Origin of the sequence: Escherichia sp. MOD1-EC5495, from assembly GCF_002965965.1 — a bacterium.
Lineage (GTDB): Bacteria > Pseudomonadota > Gammaproteobacteria > Enterobacterales > Enterobacteriaceae > Escherichia > Escherichia ruysiae.
The window spans coordinates 1-22868 of sequence record NZ_PTRI01000036.1 but is presented as its reverse complement, the minus strand read 5'-3'; the positions used below and the strand labels follow the sequence as shown (position 1 = coordinate 22868).

21 protein-coding genes and 3 pseudogenes are annotated in these 22868 nt (G+C 48.8%); 11 read left to right on the top strand and 13 right to left on the bottom strand.

The features are described 5' to 3' along the window. Positions 1-206: 206 nt before the first annotated feature. The 3 genes from pgsA to uvrY are packed head-to-tail and all read right to left on the bottom strand — an operon-like array spanning position 207 to position 3297. Positions 207-755 carry a CDP-diacylglycerol--glycerol-3-phosphate 3-phosphatidyltransferase gene (gene pgsA, locus BEG40_RS20765; protein ID WP_001160187.1) on the bottom strand — a complete coding sequence of 183 codons (549 nt, stop codon included), beginning with the start codon at positions 753-755 and terminating at the stop codon, positions 207-209. 56 nt (positions 756-811) lie between these two features. Then, complete coding sequence (uvrC, locus tag BEG40_RS20760) at positions 812-2644, bottom strand: excinuclease ABC subunit UvrC (RefSeq protein ID WP_000116021.1); 1833 nt, start codon at positions 2642-2644, stop codon at positions 812-814. Then, entirely contained in the window at positions 2641-3297 is a 657-nt protein-coding gene (gene uvrY, locus BEG40_RS20755; protein ID WP_000611331.1) for a UvrY/SirA/GacA family response regulator transcription factor, read from the bottom strand. Before uvrY ends, uvrC begins: the two co-directional genes overlap by 4 nt. Positions 3298-3593: 296 nt before the next feature. Here uvrY and BEG40_RS21825 point away from each other — a divergent pair, with 296 nt between their 5' ends. Further along, positions 3594-3770, top strand: coding sequence for a hypothetical protein (locus BEG40_RS21825; protein WP_032147866.1), 177 nt, complete (start codon positions 3594-3596; stop codon positions 3768-3770). Next, positions 3757-3981: a DUF2594 family protein YecF gene (yecF, locus tag BEG40_RS20750; RefSeq protein WP_000106474.1), complete on the top strand. Its 225-nt coding sequence runs from the start codon at positions 3757-3759 to the stop codon at positions 3979-3981. Before BEG40_RS21825 ends, yecF begins: the two co-directional genes overlap by 14 nt. A 66-nt stretch (positions 3982-4047) precedes the next feature. Here the strand turns inward: yecF and sdiA are convergent, their stop codons facing one another. From sdiA to dcyD, 4 genes are all read right to left on the bottom strand, one after another. Beyond that, positions 4048-4770 (bottom strand): quorum-sensing transcriptional regulator SdiA, encoded by a 723-nt coding sequence (gene sdiA / locus BEG40_RS20745; protein WP_001154263.1) that lies wholly within the window; start codon positions 4768-4770, stop codon positions 4048-4050. Between the two features lie 230 nt (positions 4771-5000). Beyond that, positions 5001-5753 (bottom strand): L-cystine ABC transporter ATP-binding protein TcyN, encoded by a 753-nt coding sequence (tcyN, locus tag BEG40_RS20740; RefSeq protein ID WP_001273017.1) that lies wholly within the window; start codon positions 5751-5753, stop codon positions 5001-5003. Beyond that, positions 5750-6418, bottom strand: a complete 669-nt coding sequence (gene tcyL / locus BEG40_RS20735) for a cystine ABC transporter permease (RefSeq protein ID WP_001158229.1) — start codon at positions 6416-6418, stop codon at positions 5750-5752. The genes tcyN and tcyL overlap by 4 nt, the downstream gene beginning before the upstream one ends. A 14-nt stretch (positions 6419-6432) precedes the next feature. Further along, the gene (gene dcyD, locus BEG40_RS20730) at positions 6433-7419 is read right to left on the bottom strand and encodes a D-cysteine desulfhydrase (RefSeq protein WP_105286043.1); all 987 of its coding nucleotides are present in this window, start codon (positions 7417-7419) and stop codon (positions 6433-6435) included. 239 nt (positions 7420-7658) lie between these two features. On the opposite strand from dcyD, the pseudogene BEG40_RS22405 reads away from it, so the two are divergent. From BEG40_RS22405 to BEG40_RS20715, 3 genes and pseudogenes are all read left to right on the top strand, one after another. Next, positions 7659-7925: pseudogene (locus BEG40_RS22405) on the top strand (hypothetical protein); the annotation flags it as partial. A gap of 309 nt (positions 7926-8234) precedes the next feature. Next, on the top strand, positions 8235-12206 hold the full coding sequence (locus BEG40_RS20720) for an autotransporter outer membrane beta-barrel domain-containing protein (RefSeq protein WP_105286041.1): 3972 nt from the start codon (positions 8235-8237) through the stop codon (positions 12204-12206). 23 nt (positions 12207-12229) lie between these two features. Further along, positions 12230-12471, top strand: a pseudogene (locus tag BEG40_RS20715) (integrase core domain-containing protein); the annotation flags it as partial. 34 nt (positions 12472-12505) lie between these two features. On the opposite strand, the gene tcyJ reads toward BEG40_RS20715, so the two are convergent. The 4 genes from tcyJ to BEG40_RS20695 form a co-directional block, all read right to left on the bottom strand. Continuing rightward, positions 12506-13306 carry a cystine ABC transporter substrate-binding protein gene (gene tcyJ / locus BEG40_RS20710; protein WP_000779810.1) on the bottom strand — a complete coding sequence of 267 codons (801 nt, stop codon included), beginning with the start codon at positions 13304-13306 and terminating at the stop codon, positions 12506-12508. Between the two features lie 87 nt (positions 13307-13393). Beyond that, complete coding sequence (fliZ, locus tag BEG40_RS20705; protein ID WP_024195136.1) at positions 13394-13945, bottom strand: flagella biosynthesis regulatory protein FliZ; 552 nt, start codon at positions 13943-13945, stop codon at positions 13394-13396. A 45-nt stretch (positions 13946-13990) separates the two neighbouring features. Further along, entirely contained in the window at positions 13991-14710 is a 720-nt protein-coding gene (gene fliA, locus BEG40_RS20700) for an RNA polymerase sigma factor FliA (protein WP_000839543.1), read from the bottom strand. A 303-nt stretch (positions 14711-15013) separates the two neighbouring features. Continuing rightward, positions 15014-16357, bottom strand: coding sequence for a FliC/FljB family flagellin (locus tag BEG40_RS20695; protein WP_105286040.1), 1344 nt, complete (start codon positions 16355-16357; stop codon positions 15014-15016). A 246-nt stretch (positions 16358-16603) separates the two neighbouring features. Between BEG40_RS20695 and fliD the strand changes: the two genes are divergently transcribed. The 4 genes from fliD (at position 16604) to amyA (ending at position 20385) form a co-directional block, all read left to right on the top strand. After that, a complete protein-coding gene (gene fliD, locus BEG40_RS20690; protein ID WP_105286039.1) occupies positions 16604-18019 on the top strand; it encodes a flagellar filament capping protein FliD in 1416 nt (471 codons plus the stop codon). 15 nt (positions 18020-18034) lie between these two features. Then, a complete protein-coding gene (gene fliS / locus BEG40_RS20685; RefSeq protein WP_105286038.1) occupies positions 18035-18445 on the top strand; it encodes a flagellar export chaperone FliS in 411 nt (136 codons plus the stop codon). After that, on the top strand, positions 18445-18810 hold the full coding sequence (gene fliT, locus BEG40_RS20680; RefSeq protein WP_001015043.1) for a flagella biosynthesis regulatory protein FliT: 366 nt from the start codon (positions 18445-18447) through the stop codon (positions 18808-18810). The genes fliS and fliT overlap by 1 nt, the downstream gene beginning before the upstream one ends. A gap of 87 nt (positions 18811-18897) precedes the next feature. Next, complete coding sequence (gene amyA / locus BEG40_RS20675) at positions 18898-20385, top strand: alpha-amylase (protein WP_001245730.1); 1488 nt, start codon at positions 18898-18900, stop codon at positions 20383-20385. Between the two features lie 33 nt (positions 20386-20418). Here the strand turns inward: amyA and yedD are convergent, their stop codons facing one another. Next, positions 20419-20832, bottom strand: coding sequence for a lipoprotein YedD (yedD, locus tag BEG40_RS20670; protein WP_105286037.1), 414 nt, complete (start codon positions 20830-20832; stop codon positions 20419-20421). A gap of 185 nt (positions 20833-21017) precedes the next feature. On the opposite strand from yedD, the gene yedE reads away from it, so the two are divergent. Together yedE and yedF are read left to right on the top strand one after the other, a co-directional pair. Further along, positions 21018-22223, top strand: coding sequence for a selenium metabolism membrane protein YedE/FdhT (yedE, locus tag BEG40_RS20660; protein ID WP_105286036.1), 1206 nt, complete (start codon positions 21018-21020; stop codon positions 22221-22223). Next, entirely contained in the window at positions 22220-22453 is a 234-nt protein-coding gene (gene yedF, locus BEG40_RS20655; RefSeq protein ID WP_000790504.1) for a sulfurtransferase-like selenium metabolism protein YedF, read from the top strand. Before yedE ends, yedF begins: the two co-directional genes overlap by 4 nt. Positions 22454-22578: 125 nt before the next feature. On the opposite strand, the pseudogene BEG40_RS20650 reads toward yedF, so the two are convergent. Then, positions 22579-22812, bottom strand: a pseudogene (locus BEG40_RS20650) (ZinT/AdcA family metal-binding protein); the annotation flags it as partial. Positions 22813-22868 lie beyond the last annotated feature (56 nt).

Sequence of the window (22868 nt, the reverse complement as noted above, 5' to 3'; positions counted from 1 at the left end):
AACTCGCGACCCCGACCTTGGCAAGGTCGTGCTCTACCAACTGAGCTATTCCCGCATTCATCAAGCAATCATCTAATCACTTGATTTTATTATCGTCTGGCAATCAGTGCCGCCGTTCGATGCGTTGCATTCTACTTACCTGACGCGATGAGTCAACGATATTTTTCACCACTTTTGATCGTTTGCTGAATTTTGCGCCGAAACGATCACTGATCAAGCAAATCTGCGCGAGCTGCGCTCAAATATTGCAACATAGACCACAGAGTCAGTACCGCAGCCACAAAGAAAAGTGCAATACCAGCATACTCAACCCAAATGTTCGGACGCCATAACAGCCAGGCCAGCGCCACCATTTGGGCGGTCGTTTTTACTTTACCAATCCAGGAGACAGCCACACTGCTGCGTTTACCGAGTTCAGCCATCCACTCGCGTAGAGCAGAAATGATAATTTCACGGGCGATCATCGTTGCCGCTGGCAAAGTGACCCACCAGCTATGGTAATGCTCAGTTACCAGCACCATGGCAATGGCAACCAGCACTTTATCAGCTACTGGATCAAGGAAAGCGCCAAAACGGGTACTCTGATTCCAGCGACGCGCCAGAAAACCATCGAACCAGTCAGTCACCGCCGCAACGCAGAAAATGAGTGCGGCAGCAAACGGCGACCAGGTGACAGGCAGATAAAAGACCAATACAAAGAATGGGATAAGGATGACACGGAACAGTGTGAGCAACGTAGGGATATTAAATTGCATAATGACGGGTAACTATCTGTTGTCAGTAAGATTACCCCTATGTTGCTACAGAGACATCAATGTTTCAACGACCAGAAGATCTTTTCTGCCAGACCTTGCGAAATACCCGGCACTTTTGCAATTTCCTCAACGCTGGCGTTACGTAAACCTTGCAAACCGCCCATATATTTCAACAACATTTGCCGACGTTTTGGTCCAACGCCTTCGATGGTTTCCAGCGTGCTGGTATTTTTGACTTTTGCGCGTTTTTTGCGATGCCCACCAATCGCGTGATCGTGTGATTCATCTCGGATATGCTGAATGACATGCAGCGCCGGTGAATCTGGCGGCAAACTGAAGCCCTCACCTTCAGGTTCGAAGAACAACGTTTCCAGCCCAGCCTTACGATCGGCTCCTTTCGCCACACCAAGCAACAGCGGATGGTTTTTATCCCATGAGACATCCAGCTCGGCAAAAACATTTTTCGCCTGCGCAAGCTGGCCTTTGCCGCCATCAATCAGGATCACGTCCGGAATCTTACTGTCGTCGATGGCTTTACCGTAACGCCGACGCAGCACCTGATTCATTGCCGCATAATCATCACCAGGCGTAATGCCGGTAATGTTATAGCGCCGATACTCTGCACGCAGCGGGCCGTTAGCATCGAACACCACACACGAAGCGACCGTTTGTTCACCCATGGTATGGCTGATGTCAAAACACTCCATCCGCTTCACTTCCGGCAATTTCAACACGCTGGCAAGCGCGGTCAGACGCTGGTGAACGGTAGATTGTTGCGAAAGTTTGGTGGTTAACGCTGTCGCCGCATTGGTGCGCGCCAGCTTCAGGTAACGTGCCCGATCGCCACGCGGTTTAGTCTGAACGTTAATCTTGCGCCCTGCCAGTTCTGAAAGGGAATCGGCGAGCAGCGTTTTATCGCTAAGATTAAAGTCGAGCAGGATCTCACCCGGCAAGGTGCGCATCTGGCTGCCCTGTAAATAGAACTGACCGACAAAGGTTTCCACCACTTCGCCCAGCTCCGTACCGCCAGGTACTTTCGGGAAATAACTACGGCTACCGAGCACCTTGCCCTGACGAATAAACAAGACGTGGACACAAGCCATGCCTGCATCGAAAGCGACGCCAATAACGTCAAGGTCATCACCTGTATTGGAGACAAACTGTTTTTCGGTTACACGTCGCACCGCCTGGATTTGGTCGCGAATACGTGCCGCTTCTTCAAACTCCAGATTCTGGCTGGCTGTTTCCATGCGACTAATCAGTTGAGTAAGTACCTGATCGTCCTTGCCGGATAAAAACAGGCGCACATACTCTACCTGCTGGGCGTACTCTTCTTCACTCACCAGTCCTTCAACGCACGGACCCAGACAGCGCCCTATCTGATATTGCAGACACGGACGCGAGCGGTTTCGATAAACGCTATTTTCACACTGGCGAATCGGGAAAATCTTTTGTAGCAGCGCCAGGGTTTCACGCACCGCATAGCCATTTGGGAACGGGCCGAAATATTCACCTTTGGCGTGTTTTGCGCCGCGATGCATAGCCAGACGCGGATGGGTATCGCCACTAAGAAAAATAAAAGGATAAGATTTATCATCGCGTAACAGAACGTTGTAACGCGGCTGATAAAGTTTGATGTAGTTGTGTTCCAGCAACAGAGCTTCGGTTTCGGTATGGGTAACCGTCACATCAATTTGCTGGATCTGGGCAACCAACGCTTCGGTTTTGCGCGAAGCGAGGTTGCTACGGAAATAGCTGGAAAGCCGTTTTTTCAGGTCTTTCGCTTTGCCGACATAGATAACCGTACCACCAGCATCATACATGCGATAAACGCCCGGTTGGCTGGTTACGGTTTTTAAAAACGCTTTTGCGTCAAACTGAACACTCACTGACTTGTTAATGTCTCCGCATTACACAGACCATGGCGAATTGCCAGGTGAGTCAGCTCCACATCGCCATGAATGTTTAATTTACTGAACATACGGTAGCGATAGCTGTTCACCGTTTTCGGGCTGAGATTAAGCTGTTCTGAGATCTCATTGACCTTTTGGCCTTTGGTAATCATCAGCATAATCTGCAATTCACGTTCAGACAAACTGGCAAATGGGCTTTCTGTTTTTTCTGGTTCGATCTGGCTTAATGCCATTTGTTGAGCAATGTCAGAAGCAATATAACGCTGCCCTGAATAGACAGAGCGAATCGCACTCACAACTTCCTGCGGAGCCGCACCTTTGCTGAGATAGCCCGCAGCACCGGCCTGCATTACTTTCGCTGGTAAAGGGTTTTCAGTATGAACCGTAAGCATGATGATTTTGACATCTGCTGTCGAGCGAGCGATTTTACGCGTCGCCTCAAGACCGCCAATGCCAGGCATACTCATGTCCATTAGCACGACGTCAACGGTGTTTGCCCGGCACCACTTAACGGCGTCTTCACCGCAGGATGCCTCACCGACGACTTTAATACCCTTTATATCTTCCAGAATGCGTCGTATCCCTGCGCGCACCAGTTCGTGGTCATCAACAAGTAGAACGTTGATCAAAGGAATATCTCCAGAAATAGGGATAACGCTACTGATAGTTAGTCATTCGTATATTAGCGGGTTTTATTGCAACTTTGAAACGTTAAAAATGGTGGGTATTCGATTTTTCTCTCGTTTTTGTAAATTCGATTGTCCAGAGTTATCGTCACGTCCGTCATCAAAGGTTTGCCAGCTCGTTTCGCAGTAAGGCTAACGCCGAAATGTGACAAAAATTGACTTTATTCAGCATAAATGAAAAATCAGCGGCATGAATATGTAACATGAATTAACCCGAACAATACGTGCGAAAAACATTCATGATAAAAATATTTATTACGCGTTATATTCCCTGTTTTATTACTATTGCTGATATCGTGAGCAAAAAACAACCACTGCTATTTTTAGCAAAGCTTATGGTATACTCCGCCGCCTTAACATTTTTCACCGCAAATTTTCATTGCAACATGACGAGGAAAATAAATGAGTACGCCTGATTTTTCTACTGCCGAGAATAATCAAGAACTGGCAAATGAAGTCTCCTGCCTGAAAGCGATGCTGACGCTGATGCTGCAGGCGATGGGACAAGCTGACGCGGGCCGCGTGATGTTAAAGATGGAAAAACAGCTTGCGCTGATCGAAGACGAAACCCAGGCTGCGGTATTTTCCAAAACGGTTAAGCAAATTAAACAAGCCTACCGTCAGTAATATAAAACCGGCTGAAAGCTCACCTTTCAGCCGGTTTGGCATCTTGCACGCCCAATGTAATAGATATCATATTAAGCCAGTTGCGGCTGCGTAGCAGGCAACCTGCGTCTTATTCGGTGCATTGATTTTTTTCTGCATATTTTTCTGATGGAAATTGACAGTATTCTCAGAGATTGACAGGATCATCGCTATCTCTGCTGACGTTTTACCTTCTGCGGTCCATTTCAGTATTTCTTTTTCCCGCTTGCTGAAATTCATCTCTGGCGTCATCACTATTTCATCATTTAAACGTATCAACGCCATCAGACTTTCACGCACCAATAGCTGCATTTTTAATTGCAGTTCATCACTAAGAATGGGTATTTCACGCGTACTGCTACGGGAAAAAGACAAAAACCCCAGCGCACGATTCGGCAGCATTAAATACTGAGTGACGCCACGGCGTAAACCATGCGCACGTGCGGCTTCCCATAGCGGCTGTGCTTCGTTGAATAAATCATCATTCCACAATAAATGCCCCTGACTGAAGTTTTCAGGGTTAAGTACCGGATCAATCGCGAGAAAGTTGTTGGTTTGATAATAACTGACCCATGACTCCGGATAATTGGTGTAGAAAGCCACTTTCGGTCGCGTGAATGGCACCGGGTGACGCACACATAATGAATAAAAATCGTACTCCAGTTGGTAAGTCTGATGCTCTATTTCATGGTAGACCTCTTCTGCGGCCTCCATCCTCTGAAAACGCAACAACATTGTGCGACGCCAGCTGAAAAAATCCGTATCCTGCATAGTTAACCGCTACGCCCCTGAGAGTGAGTATCATTTATACTGATAACTCAAACTATCACATAAATAAGATTTATATATAATTTATATTATTCAGACAATGAATTACTTTTGCAAGACATAGCATTCTCTTATGTTATTAATAAGTTATGCTGATTTATTAAGCGATTTATGCAGTCAGGAATACATTTTCGCCCCGACTAAAAAGCTGCCGGGGCTGATTTTTTCTTATTTTATTGCAACAGAAACTTCTCAAGGAACTGGCGTGTGCGGGGATGCTGAGGATCGGCAAATAAGGTTTTTGCAGGGCCCTGCTCCACTATCCGCCCTTGATCCATAAAGATCGCGCGGTCAGCAACGTCACGAGCAAAGCTCATTTCGTGCGTCACAATCACCATGGTACGCTTTTCCTGTGCCAACTGGCGTATGGTATTCAGGACTTCACCCACCAGCTCCGGGTCCAACGCCGAAGTAGGTTCGTCAAACAGAATGACTTCAGGTCGCATCGCCAGCGCACGCGCAATCGCCACACGTTGCTGTTGACCGCCGGACAAACGACGCGGATAGCTGGTCTCTTTCCCTTCCAGTCCAACTTTTGCCAGCAGCTCGCGAGCGCGCGCCGTGGCCTCTTCCTTCGGCTCGCCTTTAACGATCACCGGCCCTTCAATAATGTTTTCCAGCACTGTGCGATGCGGAAACAGATTAAAATTCTGAAAGACAAATCCGACATGCTGGCGCAACTGGCGAATCAGCGATTTTTGCTGGCTTAACGAACGCGCAGTATCAATAGTGATATCGCCAACGGTGATGCTCCCCGCCTCCGGTTGTTCCAGCAAATTTATGCTGCGTAGCAACGTGGTTTTGCCGGAGCCACTCGGGCCGATAATCGCTACCACTTCGCCGGTTTTGACCTCCAGATCGATACCGTGCAGTACCGTCTGACCGTGGAATTTTTTCACCAGGTTTTTAACTTCTATGGCACTCATTTTGGCTCCCTCTCCTGGCGGTTAAGTTGATTCTCAAAATGGTTCTGTAGCGTCGATAACACTGTCGCCATAATCCAGTAGATGAGCGAAGCCGCCAGATACATAGTGAAAACTTCCAGCGTGCGCGAGGTAATCAACTGCGCCTGACGAAACAACTCCGGCACCTGAATCGTCGCTGCCAGCGAGGTATCTTTTACCAGGCTGATAAAGCTGTTCGACAGCGGCGGCAGCGCCACCCGCGCCGCCTGCGGCAAAATAGCGCGACGCATGGTCTGCCATGGCGTCATGCCAATACTGGCGGCTGCTTCCCACTGACCTTTATCAATAGATGAAATGGCGGCGCGCAGCGTTTCGGCAGCATAGGCAGCGGTGTTCAGTGACAGGCCAATCATCGCCGACGGAATCGGATCTAATTCAATGCCAAATTGCGGTAGGCCGTAGTAGATCATAAACAGTTGCGCGATGAGCGGCGTACCGCGAAAAATGGAAATGTAAAAACGCGCCAGCCAGCGCACGGGCCAGAGCGGCGACAGGCGCATCAGCGCGAGAATAAATCCCAGCAGTAAGCCAAAAAACATGCCGCCGATACTGAGTTGCAGCGTATACCCAGCCCCTTTAAGCAGGAACGGCAAAGAATCAATAACCAGTTGTATACTTTCTTGCATGAGCGTTTCCGGGGCTAGACGTGAGGATGATAGGCGAACAGCGCAGGCGCGCCGCCAGTATGAATAAACAGAATCGGCCCTTCGTCTTTGAAGCGTTTCTGACTGATGCCATCAATCAGCCCCGCCATCGCTTTTCCGGTATACACAGGATCAAGCAGAATGCCTTCCAGCCGCGCCAACAGTTTCACCGCTTCCATGCCTTCGTCGTTCGGCACGCCGTAGCCAGGCGCAAAATAGTCATCCCAGAGTAAAATTTCCGCTGATGCGCTCAGTTCCAGTTCTTTCGCGATTGACTGTTGTAGGTTAACCACTTTTGGCAACTGGTCAGCAACGGAACGTGACACGGTCACGCCAATCAGTTCGCTTTCTGGCATTAGATGTTCCAGTCCTACTGCCAGTCCAGCGTGAGTTCCGGCGCTGCCCGACGCCACCACCACCGAAGAAATATTAACCGCCCCTTCACACTGTTGCGCGATTTCCAGCGCGCTCTCCACATAGCCCAGCGCGCCTAAAGCATTAGAACCTCCAACCGGAATGACGTACGGACGGAACCCTTGCGCTTCGACTCGCGTTGCCAGCTCTTCCAGTTGGGCATTGGGATCGGTCAGCGCATCGCACATTTCAATCTGGGTATTGAAGAGGTCCAACAACAAGCGATTGCCGTTGGTTAAATAGTTTTCTGCGGCTGTTCCGATAGGATTTTCCAGCAGTGCCACACAATGCAGCCCAAGTTTTGCGGCGACGGCGGCAGTCTGGCGAACGTGGTTAGACTGAATCGCTCCGGCGGTAATCAGAGTGTCGGCACCTTCACGCAGGGCATCTGCCGCGAGAAACTCCAGTTTGCGTAATTTATTGCCGCCCATCGCCATCGGAGTGACGTCATCCCGTTTAATGAAAATTTCCCGCCCAAGATAATCAGAAAGACGCGGCAGATATTCGAGCGGCGTTGGTGCGCCGATAAACTCCAGCCGTGGGAAACGAGTTAAATTATGCAGTGGCATAAAAGCCTCCGGTGTGTGTTGTTGTGATATTGTTATTATGCACGCAAAAAACGCTTAAATAAAAAAGGCGCTAATTAAAGTACCTTTTTTGTCATTATGCCCCGTCCAGAACAGCGTTGACACGTTTCTGGCTGTGATTTCACCCGATGGATGCAACACACTGGTTGAACCGCTCTGCGGGTGATTCATACTCTGGCGTTTTATCGGTCTTTCGTTGAGCGTCTGGCAACTGTAGTAGTCACGGATTCCGGGTGATGGCATGTAGTGCATTAATAGAATCAGGTTTGTGGTCCCGTGATACTGTTGAATGTCCGATGGATCATCAGGAACGTAACGGTGTAAAGGCTGCTTATATCCATAAAGCAGAACATCTGATGTCCCCTGGTTACGGGGATAACTTCTCCTGGCATCTTAGGTTGATCAAGCCTGGTTATTCATACCCATTCATTAATATGTTAATCATTATCTCTGCATTAATTATTATTTATATCCAGGTCTGTTTTTAGGATAAAAATATGATATTCCATGACGATATTTTCAGGCACTTTTCTTATAAAAAAGCAGAGAAACACCCACTATCTAAAATTACACCAATCAATAAACAAACTAACATCCAGAAAACATTACAATTTCAAATTACTCGTCAAAAAAAATCAACCTGATTGCTTGAGATAGATTTTTTCTGTTTATTTGCAATAATGCTCGCTCGCATCGATCATTTGTATGATGATTAGATAATGCATATTACTTCTCAATAACATTACACAGTCAAACTATTTAACCCAACATTCTTAAACAAAAAAATTGGAGCTTTTGTGAAAATCAAAATTAATAAAAAAGAAAGGTTTAATGTATATATAAACAACAGAAAAACATTCGGCATAACGCAAGAGGGAATGAAGACAACGTTACTATGCAGCCTTATATCTGCCACTCTGGCCATTCAGCCTGCTTTGGCAGCTAAAAAGGAAGTTACTCTTTCTGAAGGAAACCCTGCTGAAATATCTGAAAATATCATTGGTGCTGATGGCTCGCAGGACAGGCCGGATAATGATGATGGGGAGGCCGGTGAAGATGCTCTCATTGTTAATGTTGTACCCGGTTCGTTACAGAATGAAAATATCCTGACAATTAACAGCGGTACTAGCATTAGTGGCGGTGAAGGCGGATGGGCTGGTGATGATGATGTTACTAAAATGGGCTCTGCAGGGGGCCAGGGCGGTACAGCCATTACTGGAAATAATTTTACTCTTGTTAATTCTGGTTATATTTCCGGTGGTAAGGGTGGTTGGGGAGGTTATGGTAATGGCGGAGGCGATGGAGGTGAAGCGGGTACCGCTATTTCCGGAGATGATCTTACCATTACAAACAACGGAAGCATTACGGGTGGCAATGGCGGAATGCCTGGAGCCAGTGGTTATGGCGATGAAAGCGGTGGTTTAACTGGGACTCCTGCTGTTGGTGGGACTGCCATATCTGGCAATAATCTTCAAATAAGCAATAACGGAAATATCACTGCCGGGCAAGGTAGTAGTGGTGCCTGGTGGGCGGTATGGGGATCTTCTGCCGGCAACGGAGGGAATGGAGGCAAGGCCATATCCGGAAATAATATGGAGATAACAAATAATAATCACATTACAGGTGGCCAGGGGGGGGATGGTGCTCGCGGTGGCGAAGGTAGTGTCGAATTTACTACCGATCAGAATATTAATGGAAGTAGCGGTGGTAATGGTGGTATTGGGGGGACTGCTATATATGGTAATAATATTAAGATAAATAATACGGGATATATAACTGGCGGACAGGGGGGCACTGGTGGTGAAGGTGGTAGAGGTGGTACAGATGAATATGAACACGCTGGTTCAACTACCCTTGGTACTGGTGGTACTGGTGGAATTGGAGGTACCGGTGGGATTGCCATATCTGGAAATAATATTGAAATAAATAATTATGGAAATATTATTGGCGGAAATGGCGGTACTGGTGGTGATGGAGGTAATCCCGGTGAAAGTTACGATACTGGAAATACTGGTGACGGAGGTGATGGTGGCAACGGAGGTAATGGTGGCACTGCTATATCCAGGAGTAATATTACGATAAATAATCATGGCGGAATTTTTCCTGGTAGTGGAGGACAGGAAGGTAACGCTAACTTATCCGGGGCTGGAGGGATATCGGGTAACAGAGGGCAAGATTGTGACACCGCAATATCTTTGAATGGTGGAACTAACTCGTTGAATCTCTACGCCGGTTCTACCATTCAAGGTGATATTGTTTTGAATAGTGCTGTAAATAATGCTGATGGTAATTTTCTGTCCATTACAAATAAAGACTCCGCCAGCTCTGAAATAAAAGGCAATCTGAGTGCGGGTACAGGTACACATGTTTCCGTTTCGGGAGCTGATGTCACCTTTAGCGGAAGTTCGGTATTTGACAGAGATTCATCGCTGAATATGAGCACAGGTTCCAGTCATTTAACTGCCAACAGTATGCAGTTCAATAACGGTGCAGTGCTTAATGTTGATACTGCCATGACAATATGGAAGCAAAATGAGTACGGCTTGTTGACGACCTCCAACGGCATAACAGGGCTCTCTGAAAATAATATTTATCAGCATAATAATCTACTGAGTGATGGTGCCGAAGACTATGTTTTAACATCACTTAGTGGTAACGGGCAGACAGTAAAAGAGGTTAGTTCTTCCCTGAAGTGGAATGACCCCTCAGGAAATGGATATGGCACGTTTGATCTGAGAAATGGCGCGGTGTTAGAGCTGAAGGTACGACTTGCAGATAACAATGCTGCTCAGTTATCTCATGGCTGGGATGGAAAAACGCTGACCAAAGCCGGCGAAGGAACACTGATTCTGTCCTCCCAAAACACTTACACGGGTGTAACAGACATCCGTGGCGGCAATGTCCGCATGAACAGCAACAGTGCTCTGGGACAGACCAGCGAGATTCGCCTGGCAGCTGACACCATGCTGGATATGAACGGTCACAGCCAGATCGCAGGTAAACTGAACAGCGCAGCAGGTTCCATACTGAACATTAATGGCGGTAATCTGACCCTCGCAGGTGGAGGCCTGTCTGCAGGTACCCTCATCGGCTCTGGCTCCCTGAACATCAGCGGTGGCGTGTTCGCTATTACTGGTGCCACCCGCGCCCTGAATGCCACCACCACTATCGCAGAAAAGGCAATGGTGAAGGTGCTTAATACTGACGGACTGGGAGCAGGCTCGGTTAACACTGCCGGCACACTGATTCTGGGCAAGGCTGATGCACCTGTCATGCTTGCCAACAGCCAGGTCACCATCTCTCAGCAGGGGACACTCTCCGGCTCTGGTGGTGTCGCCGGGAACGTAACCAACAGCGGTACTCTTGACCTGAGAGCCGATGCTCCGGGTAATGTACTGACGATCGGGGGTAACTATACCGGTAATAATGGCATACTGCTCATGAACACCGCTCTGGGAAATGACAGCTCTGCAACAGACAAACTTGTAATCAGAGGCGATGCCTCCAGTCAGACACGTGTGATTGTTATAAATGCAGGTGGTACCGGAGCACAGACACTAAACGGTATTGAGTTGATTCATGTCGACGGAAATGCTGACAGTGCTGAATTTATTCAGGCCGGGCGTATCGCTGCCGGGGCTTATGACTACACGCTGGGACGTGGTCAGGGAAGCAACCGTGATAACTGGTATCTGACCAGTGGTAAAAACACTCCGTTCCTGCTGCGCGCTCTGAAAGCAATGCAACCCCCTGCCCCTGAACCTGCTCCGGGTGGTCATGACAACGACCTGCGTCCGGAAGCTGGCTCCTACACAGCGAACATTGCTGCAGCAAACACCATGTTCGTATCCCGTCTTTATGAACGCCAGGGGCCGATGCATTACACTGATGTGATTACCGGTGAGCAGAAAGAAACCAGCATGTGGATGCACCATGAAGGGGGACACAACCGCTGGCGTGACGGTACAGGCCAACTGAAAACACAGGGTAACCGTTACGTCCTGCAGATGGGCGGTGACCTGGCTCACTGGAGCCGGAACAGCTCTGACCGCTGGCATCTGGGGGTTATGGCTGGTTACGGTAATGACCATAACAATACAGATTCTGTACGTACCGGATACAGTTCAAAAGGCAGTGTGAAAGGATACAACACTGGTCTGTATGCCACCTGGTATGCTAATGATGAGACACATAGCGGGGCTTATCTGGATAGCTGGGCACAGTACAGTTGGTTCGATAACGATGTGAAAGGTGACGGACTGCCGGGGGAATCCTGGAAATCAAAAGGTCTGACAGCCTCACTGGAAACCGGTTATGCCTGGAAAGCCGGTGAGTTTACCGGCAGCCATGGCAGTCTGAACGAATGGTATGTCCAGCCTCAGGCTCAGGTTATCTGGATGGGCGTAAAAGCTGATGAGCACCGCGAACGCAATGGTACCCATGTTGAAAGCACCGGTGGTGGCAACGTCCGTACCCGTCTGGGTGTGAAAACCTGGATTAAGGGGCACAACAGAATGAACGGCGGCAAATCCCATGAGTTCCGTCCGTTCGTTGAGGTGAACTGGCTGCACAACACCCGTGATTTTGGCACCCGCATGAACGGTGTGACGGTACATCAGGACGGCGCCAGCAATATCGGAGAAGTAAAAACCGGTGTTGAGGGACAGATAAATGACCATCTGAACCTGTGGGGCAATGTGGGTGTACAGATCGGTGACGAGGGATACAGCGACGCCTCTGCCATGCTGGGTGTGAAGTATACATTCTGAACCGGGTAGTTTAGTGGCCAGTTCTTTATCAGTCAGTGCATGAGAGAAACGGGATAACCTGTTCAATGACCGTTGGTTATGACTGCGACCAGAATGCGCTGGCTGAACGAATAAATGAGATCCTGAAAAATGAGTTTTACTCTCGAGTCCTACAAACCTGACGTAGACCCAGGAAATGGTAAAAAAATCCGTGGCAATTTATAACCATGAGCGACCACACCTGGCACTGAAATACAAAACGCCCGATGGAGTTCATCAGGCGTTTTACAGACAGAAAACTGTCAACTTAAAGCAGGTGATTATTTGGTCACATCAGCACCAAACCATTTTTCGGAAAGGGCTTGTAGGGTGCCGTCTTTTTGCATTTCTGCAATGGCATCGTTAACCGCTTTCAGCAGGTCTTCGTTACCTTTGCGCAGCGCCACACCTGACTCCTGGCGGGAGAAGGCTTCGCCGGTTACTGCCAGCGTATCATTGGTTTTTTTCACCAGATCCAGCGCAGCCAGACGATCAACCAGGATGGCATCAATACGACCTACACGCAGATCCTGATATTTGGTCGGATCATCATCATAGGTACGCACATCAACACCCTGGACATTCTGCCGCAGCCACTCTTCGTAGTTAGTCCCCAGACCAACGCCAACTTTTTTACCTTTCAAATCGTCGGCGGTTTTAATGGTGCCTTCATTGCCTTTTTTCACCAGCGCCTGAATACCGGAAATGGTGTACGGGGTAGAGAAATCGTATTTTTTCTTACGTTCATCAGAGATGGTGACCTGATTAATCACCACATCAATGCGCTTAGAATCCAGTGACGCCAGCATACCGTCCCACTTTGTCGGTTTTAATGCGGCTTCCACGCCCAGATGTTTTGCCAGTTGTTGCGCAAATTCCACTTCAAAACCGGTCAATTTACCGTCATCGCCCTGAAAGCTAAACGGCGGGTAAGTCCCTTCCAGTCCCACCAGCAAAGTGCCCCGCTCTTTCACTTTATTGAGCAGACCTTCATCGGCAAAACTTTTCACGCTCATACCCGCAACCAGCGCCACAGCCATAACCCCCATCAGCGCCTGACGTCCCAGATGTACTAATTTCATATTCACCCCGAATGTTGTTATGTTGGTTTGCAGTGTAGAGCCATTGTTCGAAGACACAAAAACAACTCTGCTACATCTTATTCTTATTTAATATATATCAGAAGCTGACAGGCTGGGGGATTTCTGCGTAAGGTCACCACGGGTTTGCATCTGGTAGCACTGGTACTTACGTAATGCGATGCGATAATTATTGGTGCTGGTGGTGGGCAGCCAGGGAGCCAGGTTTTCATCAAGAAAACCATCCTGCAGCAGGTCGGAGGAAATATCGTGTTCGCTTAAATAATTTCCCAAACGACGTAGGCGTACCACATATTCGCGCACGGTGCCGGGGCTCATTTCAGTATGATCAAAGAGAAACTGTTTAAAGCCGATAATATCAAAAAAATCACTCTGGGTTTTGCAATGTAAATCGCCGCAGAAACGGCATAATGCCGCCCATGATTTTTGTTCTTCATACCAGCCATTTTCATCAAGCAGTGTATCAAGGCGAGATATCGCGATTTTATTCACTATCTTGCCATCGCGAACGAGAGTAATGCGATCGAGTAATTTACGGCAATATGCGCAATGAGTCTGGCTATGTTTAAAGTCTTTAAGATAGCGACTCAATGGCCGCCTTTTCTGGTGCTGCGCCATTATTAAGAACTCCTGGTATTCAAAATTAATGTGCGGCATTTACCTAAGTTATAACTTACCCAGTTTGGTGCGTAACCGTTTAATAGCCTGACTATGTAACTGGCTGACCCGAGATTCACCGACTTCCAGCACTGCGCCAATCTCTTTGAGATTAAGCTCTTCCTGGTAATAGAGCGTTAATACCAACTGTTCGCGCTCCGGTAACATTTCGATGGCTTCCATCACCCGCTGACGCAAATTACCGTCCAGTAATTGCTGTAATGGGTTATCCCGCTGATGATCGTCAGTAACCAGTTCGATGCTATCACCGTGCTCTTCGCGCCACTCATCATAAGAGAAAAGTTGGCTGTTATTCGTATCAAGCAACATTTGTCGATAGTCGGCGATTTCAATCCCTAAACGTTCTGCCACTTCAGTTTCTGTGGCATTGCGGCCAAGTTCCTGCTCCAGTTGCCCTATTGCCTGTGCCACTTCACGTGCATTGCGTCGCACGCTGCGCGGCACCCAGTCACGGCTGCGAAGTTCATCCAGCATAGCACCACGGATACGCTGCACTGCGTAAGTTGTAAATGCCGTTCCTTGCAGGGCATCATAACGTTCAACAGCATTAAGTAATCCAATGCCGCCTGCCTGTAGCAGATCGTCAAGTTCTACACTCGCGGGCAGTCGAACCTGCAGGCGCAATGCTTCGTGACGCACCAGCGGGATATAACGCTGCCACAGCGAATGTTTATCCATTACACCTTCAGCGGTATAGAGTGATTTCACGATAAACAGCCCTGCGTTATATAAATAATCGGCATAATTATCCGTTTCTGCAGGTTTTTTAATCGGACGATTAATGGGTGAAATAAGGGGTTATTTGGGGTAATCGGTAAATAACGAGCAGAATAACCCCGCCGGAGCGGGGTTAAGATAGCTGACAAGGTCCGCCTCATCTTGCCGGATGCGGCGTGAACGCCTTATTCGGCCTACGCGAATATGCAAATTTATTAATTGCGATTCACCTTGTAGGCAGATAAGCGCAGCGCATCAGGCAATTTGGCGTTTGCTGTCATTATATTACGACGATTAACCCTGCAGCAGAGACAGAACTTGCTGTGGCACCTGGTTAGCTTTAGACAGCACAGAGTTACCCGCCTGCTGGATGATCTGCGCTTTCGACATGTTAGACACTTCGGTCGCATAGTCGGCGTCCTGAATACGGGACTGCGCTTCAGACAGGTTGGTGGTGGTGTTGTTCAGGTTAGTGACCGCAGAATCCAGACGGTTTTGAACGGCACCGAGGGAGGAGCGGAAAGTATCAACTTGTGAGATCGCTTTGTCTAAAAGTGCCAGTGGATCGTTGGTTGCAGTACCAGAAAATGTTGCTGTTGCCGCTGTTTTTACCGAGCCATTAGCATTGAGTTCATCAGTAAGCTGGATTGTTGTGGCTTCACTTGTTGCAGTGTCACCACCGTTTTCAATTGCATCCTTACCGTCTGCACCAGCAAGGTAATCTTTGCCTTGAATAGTAACATAGCCAACAGCCGTGCCAGCACTATTCGTCGTGACCTTGATAGGCTGACCTGTCTGTGTTGCTGTGGTAACACCGTTCGCAGGATCAGTGAAAGTAACATCGGTGGTATTAAGTTTAACAACGCCATCAGCATTAACGGAAGCCGAATAGAAGTCATTACCAGACTGAACAACATAGGTTCCTGTCGCTTTACCATCCGCGCTTTGTACGTTATGTAGGGACAAGCCTGATGTATCACTTATTCCCAACGTTTTGGCCATTGCGGCGGCAGCAGCATCGCCCGTACCAAATTTAACCGTAACCGGGGCATCGCCAGCATTAGCACCAGGAACTGTAGTTATCGCATCGCTAACTTTTAATGCGTTCCCTGATACCGAGAAACCTTTCAATCCCAGCGTTGAAGAGTCAATTTTCTGCAAATCGATAGAGATGGTCTGCCCATCATTCGCGCCAACCTGAATCTTCATCGAACCGTCTTTCGCCAGCACGTTCACGCCGTTGAACTGGGTCTGACCGGAAACACGGTCAATTTCATCCAGACGGGATTTGATTTCATCCTGAATAGAAGACAGGTCAGAATCAGAGTTAGTGCCGGTCGTCGCCTGAACGGTCAACTCACGCACACGTTGCAGGTTGTTGTTGATTTCAGACAGTGCGCCTTCTGCGGTCTGCGCCAGAGAAATACCATCGTTGGCGTTACGCGCGGCCTGAGTCAGACCTTTAATGTTAGAGGTGAAGCGGTTAGCAATCGCCTGACCTGCGGCGTCATCTTTCGCGCTGTTAATACGCAGACCAGAAGAGAGGCGCTCGATAGAAGTCGACAACGCAGACTGATTTTTGTTGATGTTGTTCTGAGTGATCAGCGAGAGGCTGTTGGTGTTAATGACTTGTGCCATAATTTTTATTCCTGTTTTTTAGCTCTACGGTTTAAGTATCGGGCTTCCACCCTTCGGCTTCGTCGCCGTCAACCCTGTTATCGTCTGGTCTCTCACAACCTTTAGAATTTTTTTCTAGCGGTCGAAATACTCCCCTTCCTCGTTGCTGTTCGTGTCATTAAGCCAAAAAATAAATCGTAAACTTTGCCCCGCTTACGCCGATAACCCCGGTATTCGTTCTACATGTCGCATGATTAAGGAATCAATATGGCTAGTATTTCAACGCTTGGGGTTGGGTCGGGGCTGGACTTAAGCAGCATCCTCGACAGTCTGGAGGCGGCAGAAAAATCTACCCTGACGCCGATATCAAAACAGCAAAGCTCTTACACCGCGAAACTGAGCGCCTACGGGACGCTGAAAAGCGCACTGGAGAGTTTCCAGACCGCCAACACAGCACTGAATAAAGCCGATTTATTTACCGCCACCTCAACCACCAGCAGTTCATCGGCTTTCAGCGCCACTACCACGGGTAGCGCGATTGCCGGGAAATACACCATTAGCGTCAGCCAACTGGCGCAGGCTCAGACGCTGACCACCAAAAATAGTCAAAAAGACAGTAAAGCCGCCATCGCCACCAGCGATAGCGTACTGACCATCCAGCAAGGCGGCGGTAAAGATCCGGTCACGATTGATATCAGCGCGGCCAACTCGTCACTTTCCGGTATTCGCGATGCCATTAACAACGCCAAAGCTGGCGTCAGCGCCAGTATCATCAATGTGGGTAACGGCGAGTATCGTCTGTCCATCACCGCTAACGATACGGGCAGCGATAACGCGATGAAACTTAGCGTCAGCGGCGACAGCGCCCTGGAAAGTTTTATGGGTTACAACGGAACTTCAGGTGATAGCAGCAATGGCATGATTGAAAGCGTCACCGCGCAAAACGCCAAACTGACGGTCAATAACGTTGAGATTGAAAACAGCAGTAACACTATCAGTGACGCGCTGGAAGATATCACCCTCAACCTGAATGACGTCACCACCGGTAATCAGACACTGACCATCAGTAAAGACACATCCAAAGCTGAAAATGCGATTAAAGCGTGGGTGGATGCCTATAACACATTGCAGGATACGTTCAGCAGCTTAACCAAATACACCGCAGTCGATGCCGGCGCAGAAAGTCAGGACTCCAGCAATGGCGCATTACTCGGCGACTCCACACTGCGTACCATCCAGACTCAGCTTAAAACCTTGCTCGCCAATACCCACAGCAGTTCAAACTATAAAACGCTGGCACAGATTGGCATTACCAGCGATGCCAGTACCGGCAAGCTGGAAATCGCGACCGACAAGCTGCAAACGGCGCTGAAGAAAGATGCCGCTGGCGTCGGTGAAATGTTTATTGGTGACGGTAAAAGTACTGGAGTAACTACCGGCATTAGCAGCAACCTGACCAGTTGGCTCTCCTCCACCGGGATAATCCAGGCCGCAAAAGATGGCGTCAGCAAAACGCTGAACAATTTGACTGATCAGTACAACGCAGCCAGTGAACGTATCGATACCTTAATGGCGCGCTATAAAGCCCAGTTCACCCAATTAGATGTGTTAATGAACTCGCTGAACTCCACCAGTAGCTATCTGACACAGCAGTTCGACACCTCAAATAGCAGCTCGAAATAATCTTCAGGAGAGACTATGTACAGCGCAAAAGGCACCCAGGCCTATGCCCAAATTGGCGTCGAAAGCGCCGTAATGAGCGCCAGCCAACAACAACTGGTCACCATGCTGTTTGACGGCGTGTTGAGCGCACTGGTAAGAGCACGCCTGTTTATGCAGGACAACAATCAGGAAGGAAAAGGCGTCTCTTTGTCGAAAGCGATCAGCATTATTGATAACGGGCTGAGGATCGGTCTTGACGAAGAAAGCCAGGATGAATTAACCCAGAATTTGATAGCCCTGTATAGCTATATGATCAGGCGTTTGCTGCAAGCCAATTTACGCAACGAAGTCTCCGCAGTTGAAGAAGTGGAAACGTTGATGCGTAACCTTGCCGATGCCTGGAAAGAGTCTTTACTCTCCCCTTCTTTGATTCAGGATCCTGTCTGATGAACCACGCACCGCACTTGTATTTTGCCTGGCAACAACTCGTCGAAAAAAGCCAACTCATGTTACGCCTGGCGACAGAAGGACGATGGGATGAACTCATCGCCAGCGAAATGGAATATGTCAATGCGGTGCAAAAGATCGCACACCTAACGGAAGAAACGGAACCCTCTGCCATGATACAGGAGCAACTCAGACCGCTGCTGCGCCTCGTTCTGGAAAACGAAAACAAAGTAAAACAGTTATTGCAGATTCGGATGGATGAACTGGCGAAACTGGTCGGTCAGTCATCAATGCAAAAATCTGTGTTAAGCGCCTACGGTGATCAGGGGGGCTACGTGCTGGCACCGCAGGAAAACCTCTTTTGAGTTCAGGCAACGCTTAAAGAGATGGTGGCTCGCGAATAATCCGATTACGGCTACGCTTCTAATGTTCCCCTTGAGTGGAGTCGAAGAATGCGTAATCCCACGCTGTTGCAATGTTTTCACTGGTATTACCCGGAAGGCGGCAAGCTCTGGCCTGAACTGGTCGAGCGCGCCGACGGTTTTAATGATATTGGTATCAATATGATCTGGCTGCCACCAGCCTATAAAGGCGCATCGGGCGGGTATTCGGTCGGCTACGACTCTTACGATTTATTTGATTTAGGCGAGTTTGATCAAAAAGGCAGCATCCCCACAAAATATGGCGATAAAGCACAACTGCTGGCCGCCATTGACGCACTCAAACGCAATGACATTGCGGTACTGCTGGACGTGGTTGTCAACCACAAAATGGGCGCAGATGAAAAAGAAGCCATTCGCGTACAGCGCGTCAATGCTGACGATCGCACGCAAATTGATGATGAAATCATTGAGTGCGAAGGCTGGACGCGTTACACCTTTCCTGCTCGCGCCGGGCAATACTCGCAGTTTATCTGGGATTTCAAATGTTTTAGCGGTATCGACCATATCGAAAACCCAAACGAAGACGGTATATTTAAAATCGTCAACGACTACACCGGCGAAGGCTGGAACGACCAGGTTGATGATGAGCTTGGTAATTTTGACTATCTGATGGGCGAAAATATCGACTTTCGCAACCATGCCGTTACGGAAGAGCTCAAATACTGGGCGCGCTGGGTGATGGAGCAAACGCAATGCGATGGTTTTCGTCTCGACGCAGTAAAACATATTCCGGCCTGGTTTTATAAAGAGTGGATCGAACACGTGCAGGAAGTCGCACCAAAGCCGCTATTTATTGTGGCGGAATACTGGTCGCGCGAAGTTGACAAGCTGCAAACGTATATTGATCAAGTCGAAGGCAAAACCATGCTGTTTGATGCGCCGCTACAGATGAAATTCCACGAAGCATCACGCATGGGGCGCGACTACGACATGACGCAGATATTCACCGGTACGCTGGTGGAAGCCGATCCTTTCCATGCTGTTACGCTGGTCGCCAATCACGACACCCAACCGTTACAAGCCCTCGAAGCGCCGGTTGAACCGTGGTTTAAACCGCTGGCTTATGCCCTTATTTTGCTGCGGGAAAATGGCGTCCCTTCCGTGTTCTACCCTGATTTGTATGGTGCCCATTACGAAGATGTCGGCGGTGACGGGCAAACTTATCCCATAGATATGCCGATAATCGAACAGCTTGATGAGTTGATTCTCGCCCGCCAGCGTTTCGCCCACGGTGTACAGACGTTATTTTTCGACCATCCGAACTGTATTGCGTTTAGTCGCAGCGGTACTGACGAATATCCTGGCTGCGTGGTGGTCATGTCAAACGGCGACGATGGCGAAAAAACCATTAATCTGGGAGAGAATTACGGCAATAAAACCTGGCGCGACTTTCTGGGTAATCGACAAGAGAGCGTAGTAACCGATGAAAATGGCGAAGCGACCTTCTTTTGCAACGGCGGTAGCGTCAGTGTGTGGGTTATCGAAGAGGTGATTTAAATTCATCCCCGGTGGCAAGCCGGGGAGATTTCATTACGGCAGTGGCGTCGGCAACGGCGCTTTTTCCAGTACGGCAGCACATTCAGCCGTCGGACGATTCACGCGTTCCATCGTCATGCCGTCATATTCGATAGTGTTACCATCACGTTCAATTTCATATAGCTCACGTTTGACAGTAACGTTAGTGAGATCATCCGATATCAGCGTCAACTTACCCGGTAAAGCAATCACCCGCTGCCACTGACGACAATCCAGCGTATCCCCCTCTTTAGTAACAATCAGGCTACCTATCGCTTCAGGGCTGACCAGAGCACGCTGCGGCCCTTTGGTCTGCCAGTAACCCGCCAGCCAGTCTGGCGCGGGCGCTTTCACAACATTGTTATAATTTTCAACTTCGGCACAGCCAGCCAGCAGCATAAGTGCGCCTGCAATTGCGAGTTTTTTCATCATTCATCCTGCATGAGAAGAAAAGAGGATTGTGGCATTAATGCCTTGATGCTGCCAGCCTTTCCAGGCCTAAGGTGAAATTTGATCTAACCATTATTTTTGTGAATTATTGCCACGCAAATAAATTCTCCTGGTGTATGATTCGCGACTCTTGTTTAAACCTTCTGAGTTCAGAGGCTACATACATGTCATGGCAGCAATTCAAGCAAGCCTGGTTGATTAAATTCTGGGCCCCCATCCCCGCAGTCATCGCGGCGGGTATTCTCTCCACTTATTATTTTGGCATCACCGGCACCTTTTGGGCAGTGACGGGGGAATTTACCCGCTGGGGCGGTCAGCTCCTGCAACTGTTTGGCGTCCATGCTGAAGAGTGGGGTTATTTTAAAATAATTCATCTGGAAGGATCGCCATTAACCCGCATCGACGGGATGATGATTTTGGGTATGTTTGGCGGCTGTTTTGCCGCTGCTCTGTGGGCCAACAACGTTAAATTACGTATGCCGCGCAGCCGTATCCGCATTATGCAGGCCATTATTGGCGGCATTATCGCCGGTTTCGGCGCGCGTCTGGCGATGGGCTGTAACCTGGCCGCGTTCTTCACCGGTATTCCGCAATTCTCGCTGCACGCCTGGTTCTTTGCCATCGCCACCGCCATCGGTTCATGGTTTGGTGCGCGCTTTACCCTACTGCCGATGTTCCGCATCCCGGTAAAAATGCAGAAAGTCTCTGCCGCATCACCGCTAACACAAAAACCGGATCAGGCACGGAGTCGCTTCCGCCTCGGTATGCTGGTATTTTTCGGTATGCTGGGCTGGGCGCTGCTGACAGCAATGAACCAACCGAAGCTGGGGCTGGCAATGCTGTTTGGCGTCGGCTTTGGCTTACTGATTGAACGCGCGCAAATCTGTTTTACCTCGGCGTTCCGCGATATGTGGATCACCGGACGAACCCATATGGCGAAAGCGATCATTATCGGTATGGCGGTGAGTGCCATCGGTATTTTCAGTTATGTACAGTTAGGCGTAGAACCGAAAATCATGTGGGCGGGTCCGAACGCTGTCATTGGTGGGTTACTGTTTGGTTTTGGTATTGTTCTGGCAGGCGGCTGTGAAACTGGCTGGATGTACCGCGCGGTGGAAGGCCAGGTGCACTACTGGTGGGTTGGACTGGGCAACGTTATCGGCTCGACGATTCTGGCTTATTACTGGGATGATTTCGCCCCGGCGCTGGCAACCGACTGGGACAAAATCAACCTGCTGAAAACCTTTGGCCCAATGGGCGGCCTGCTGGTGACATATTTACTGCTGTTCGCTGCGTTAATGTTGGTTATCGGCTGGGAGAAACGCTTCTTCCGCCGTGCGGCGCCGCAAACTGCTAAGGAGATCGCATGAAAAATATCGTTCCTGATTACCGTCTTGATATGGTGGGCGAACCCTGCCCTTATCCAGCGGTCGCTACTCTTGAGGCGATGCCGCAGTTAAAGAAAGGTGAGATCCTCGAAGTGGTCAGCGATTGCCCGCAGTCAATTAACAATATTCCGCTGGATGCACGTAATCACGGCTATACCGTACTGGATATCCAGCAAGATGGGCCGACCATTCGTTATTTGATTCAAAAGTAATCTTTCTCCCGCTGTTTCAGGCAGCGGGAGTGTCTATGCTACAAATGCTCTGCTGTAGAGACAGAGAAAAGTACGCGATATATCAGACAAATATTCTCAAGGATTTATGGCAATCCTGAAATGAATTAATGATGAAGCATCTCATCCACAATTTCTTTCGTCTGTAACTGATAAGGATAATAAGTTGGCCAGTTGTCCATCTCTTCAAGTAATTGCTGTTGTGACGTATTCCCCATAAATATATGGAAATGAGAGGATTTTCGGGGGGCAATTATATGATCGCTAAACTGCACAAACTTAGGTGCTTTACTGGCAGGCTCCTGGCACTCAAACAGATAACGAACCCCTTTCTTTCCTGATTAGACTGGCCCCCTGAATCTCCAGACAACCAATATCACTTAAATAAGTGATAGTC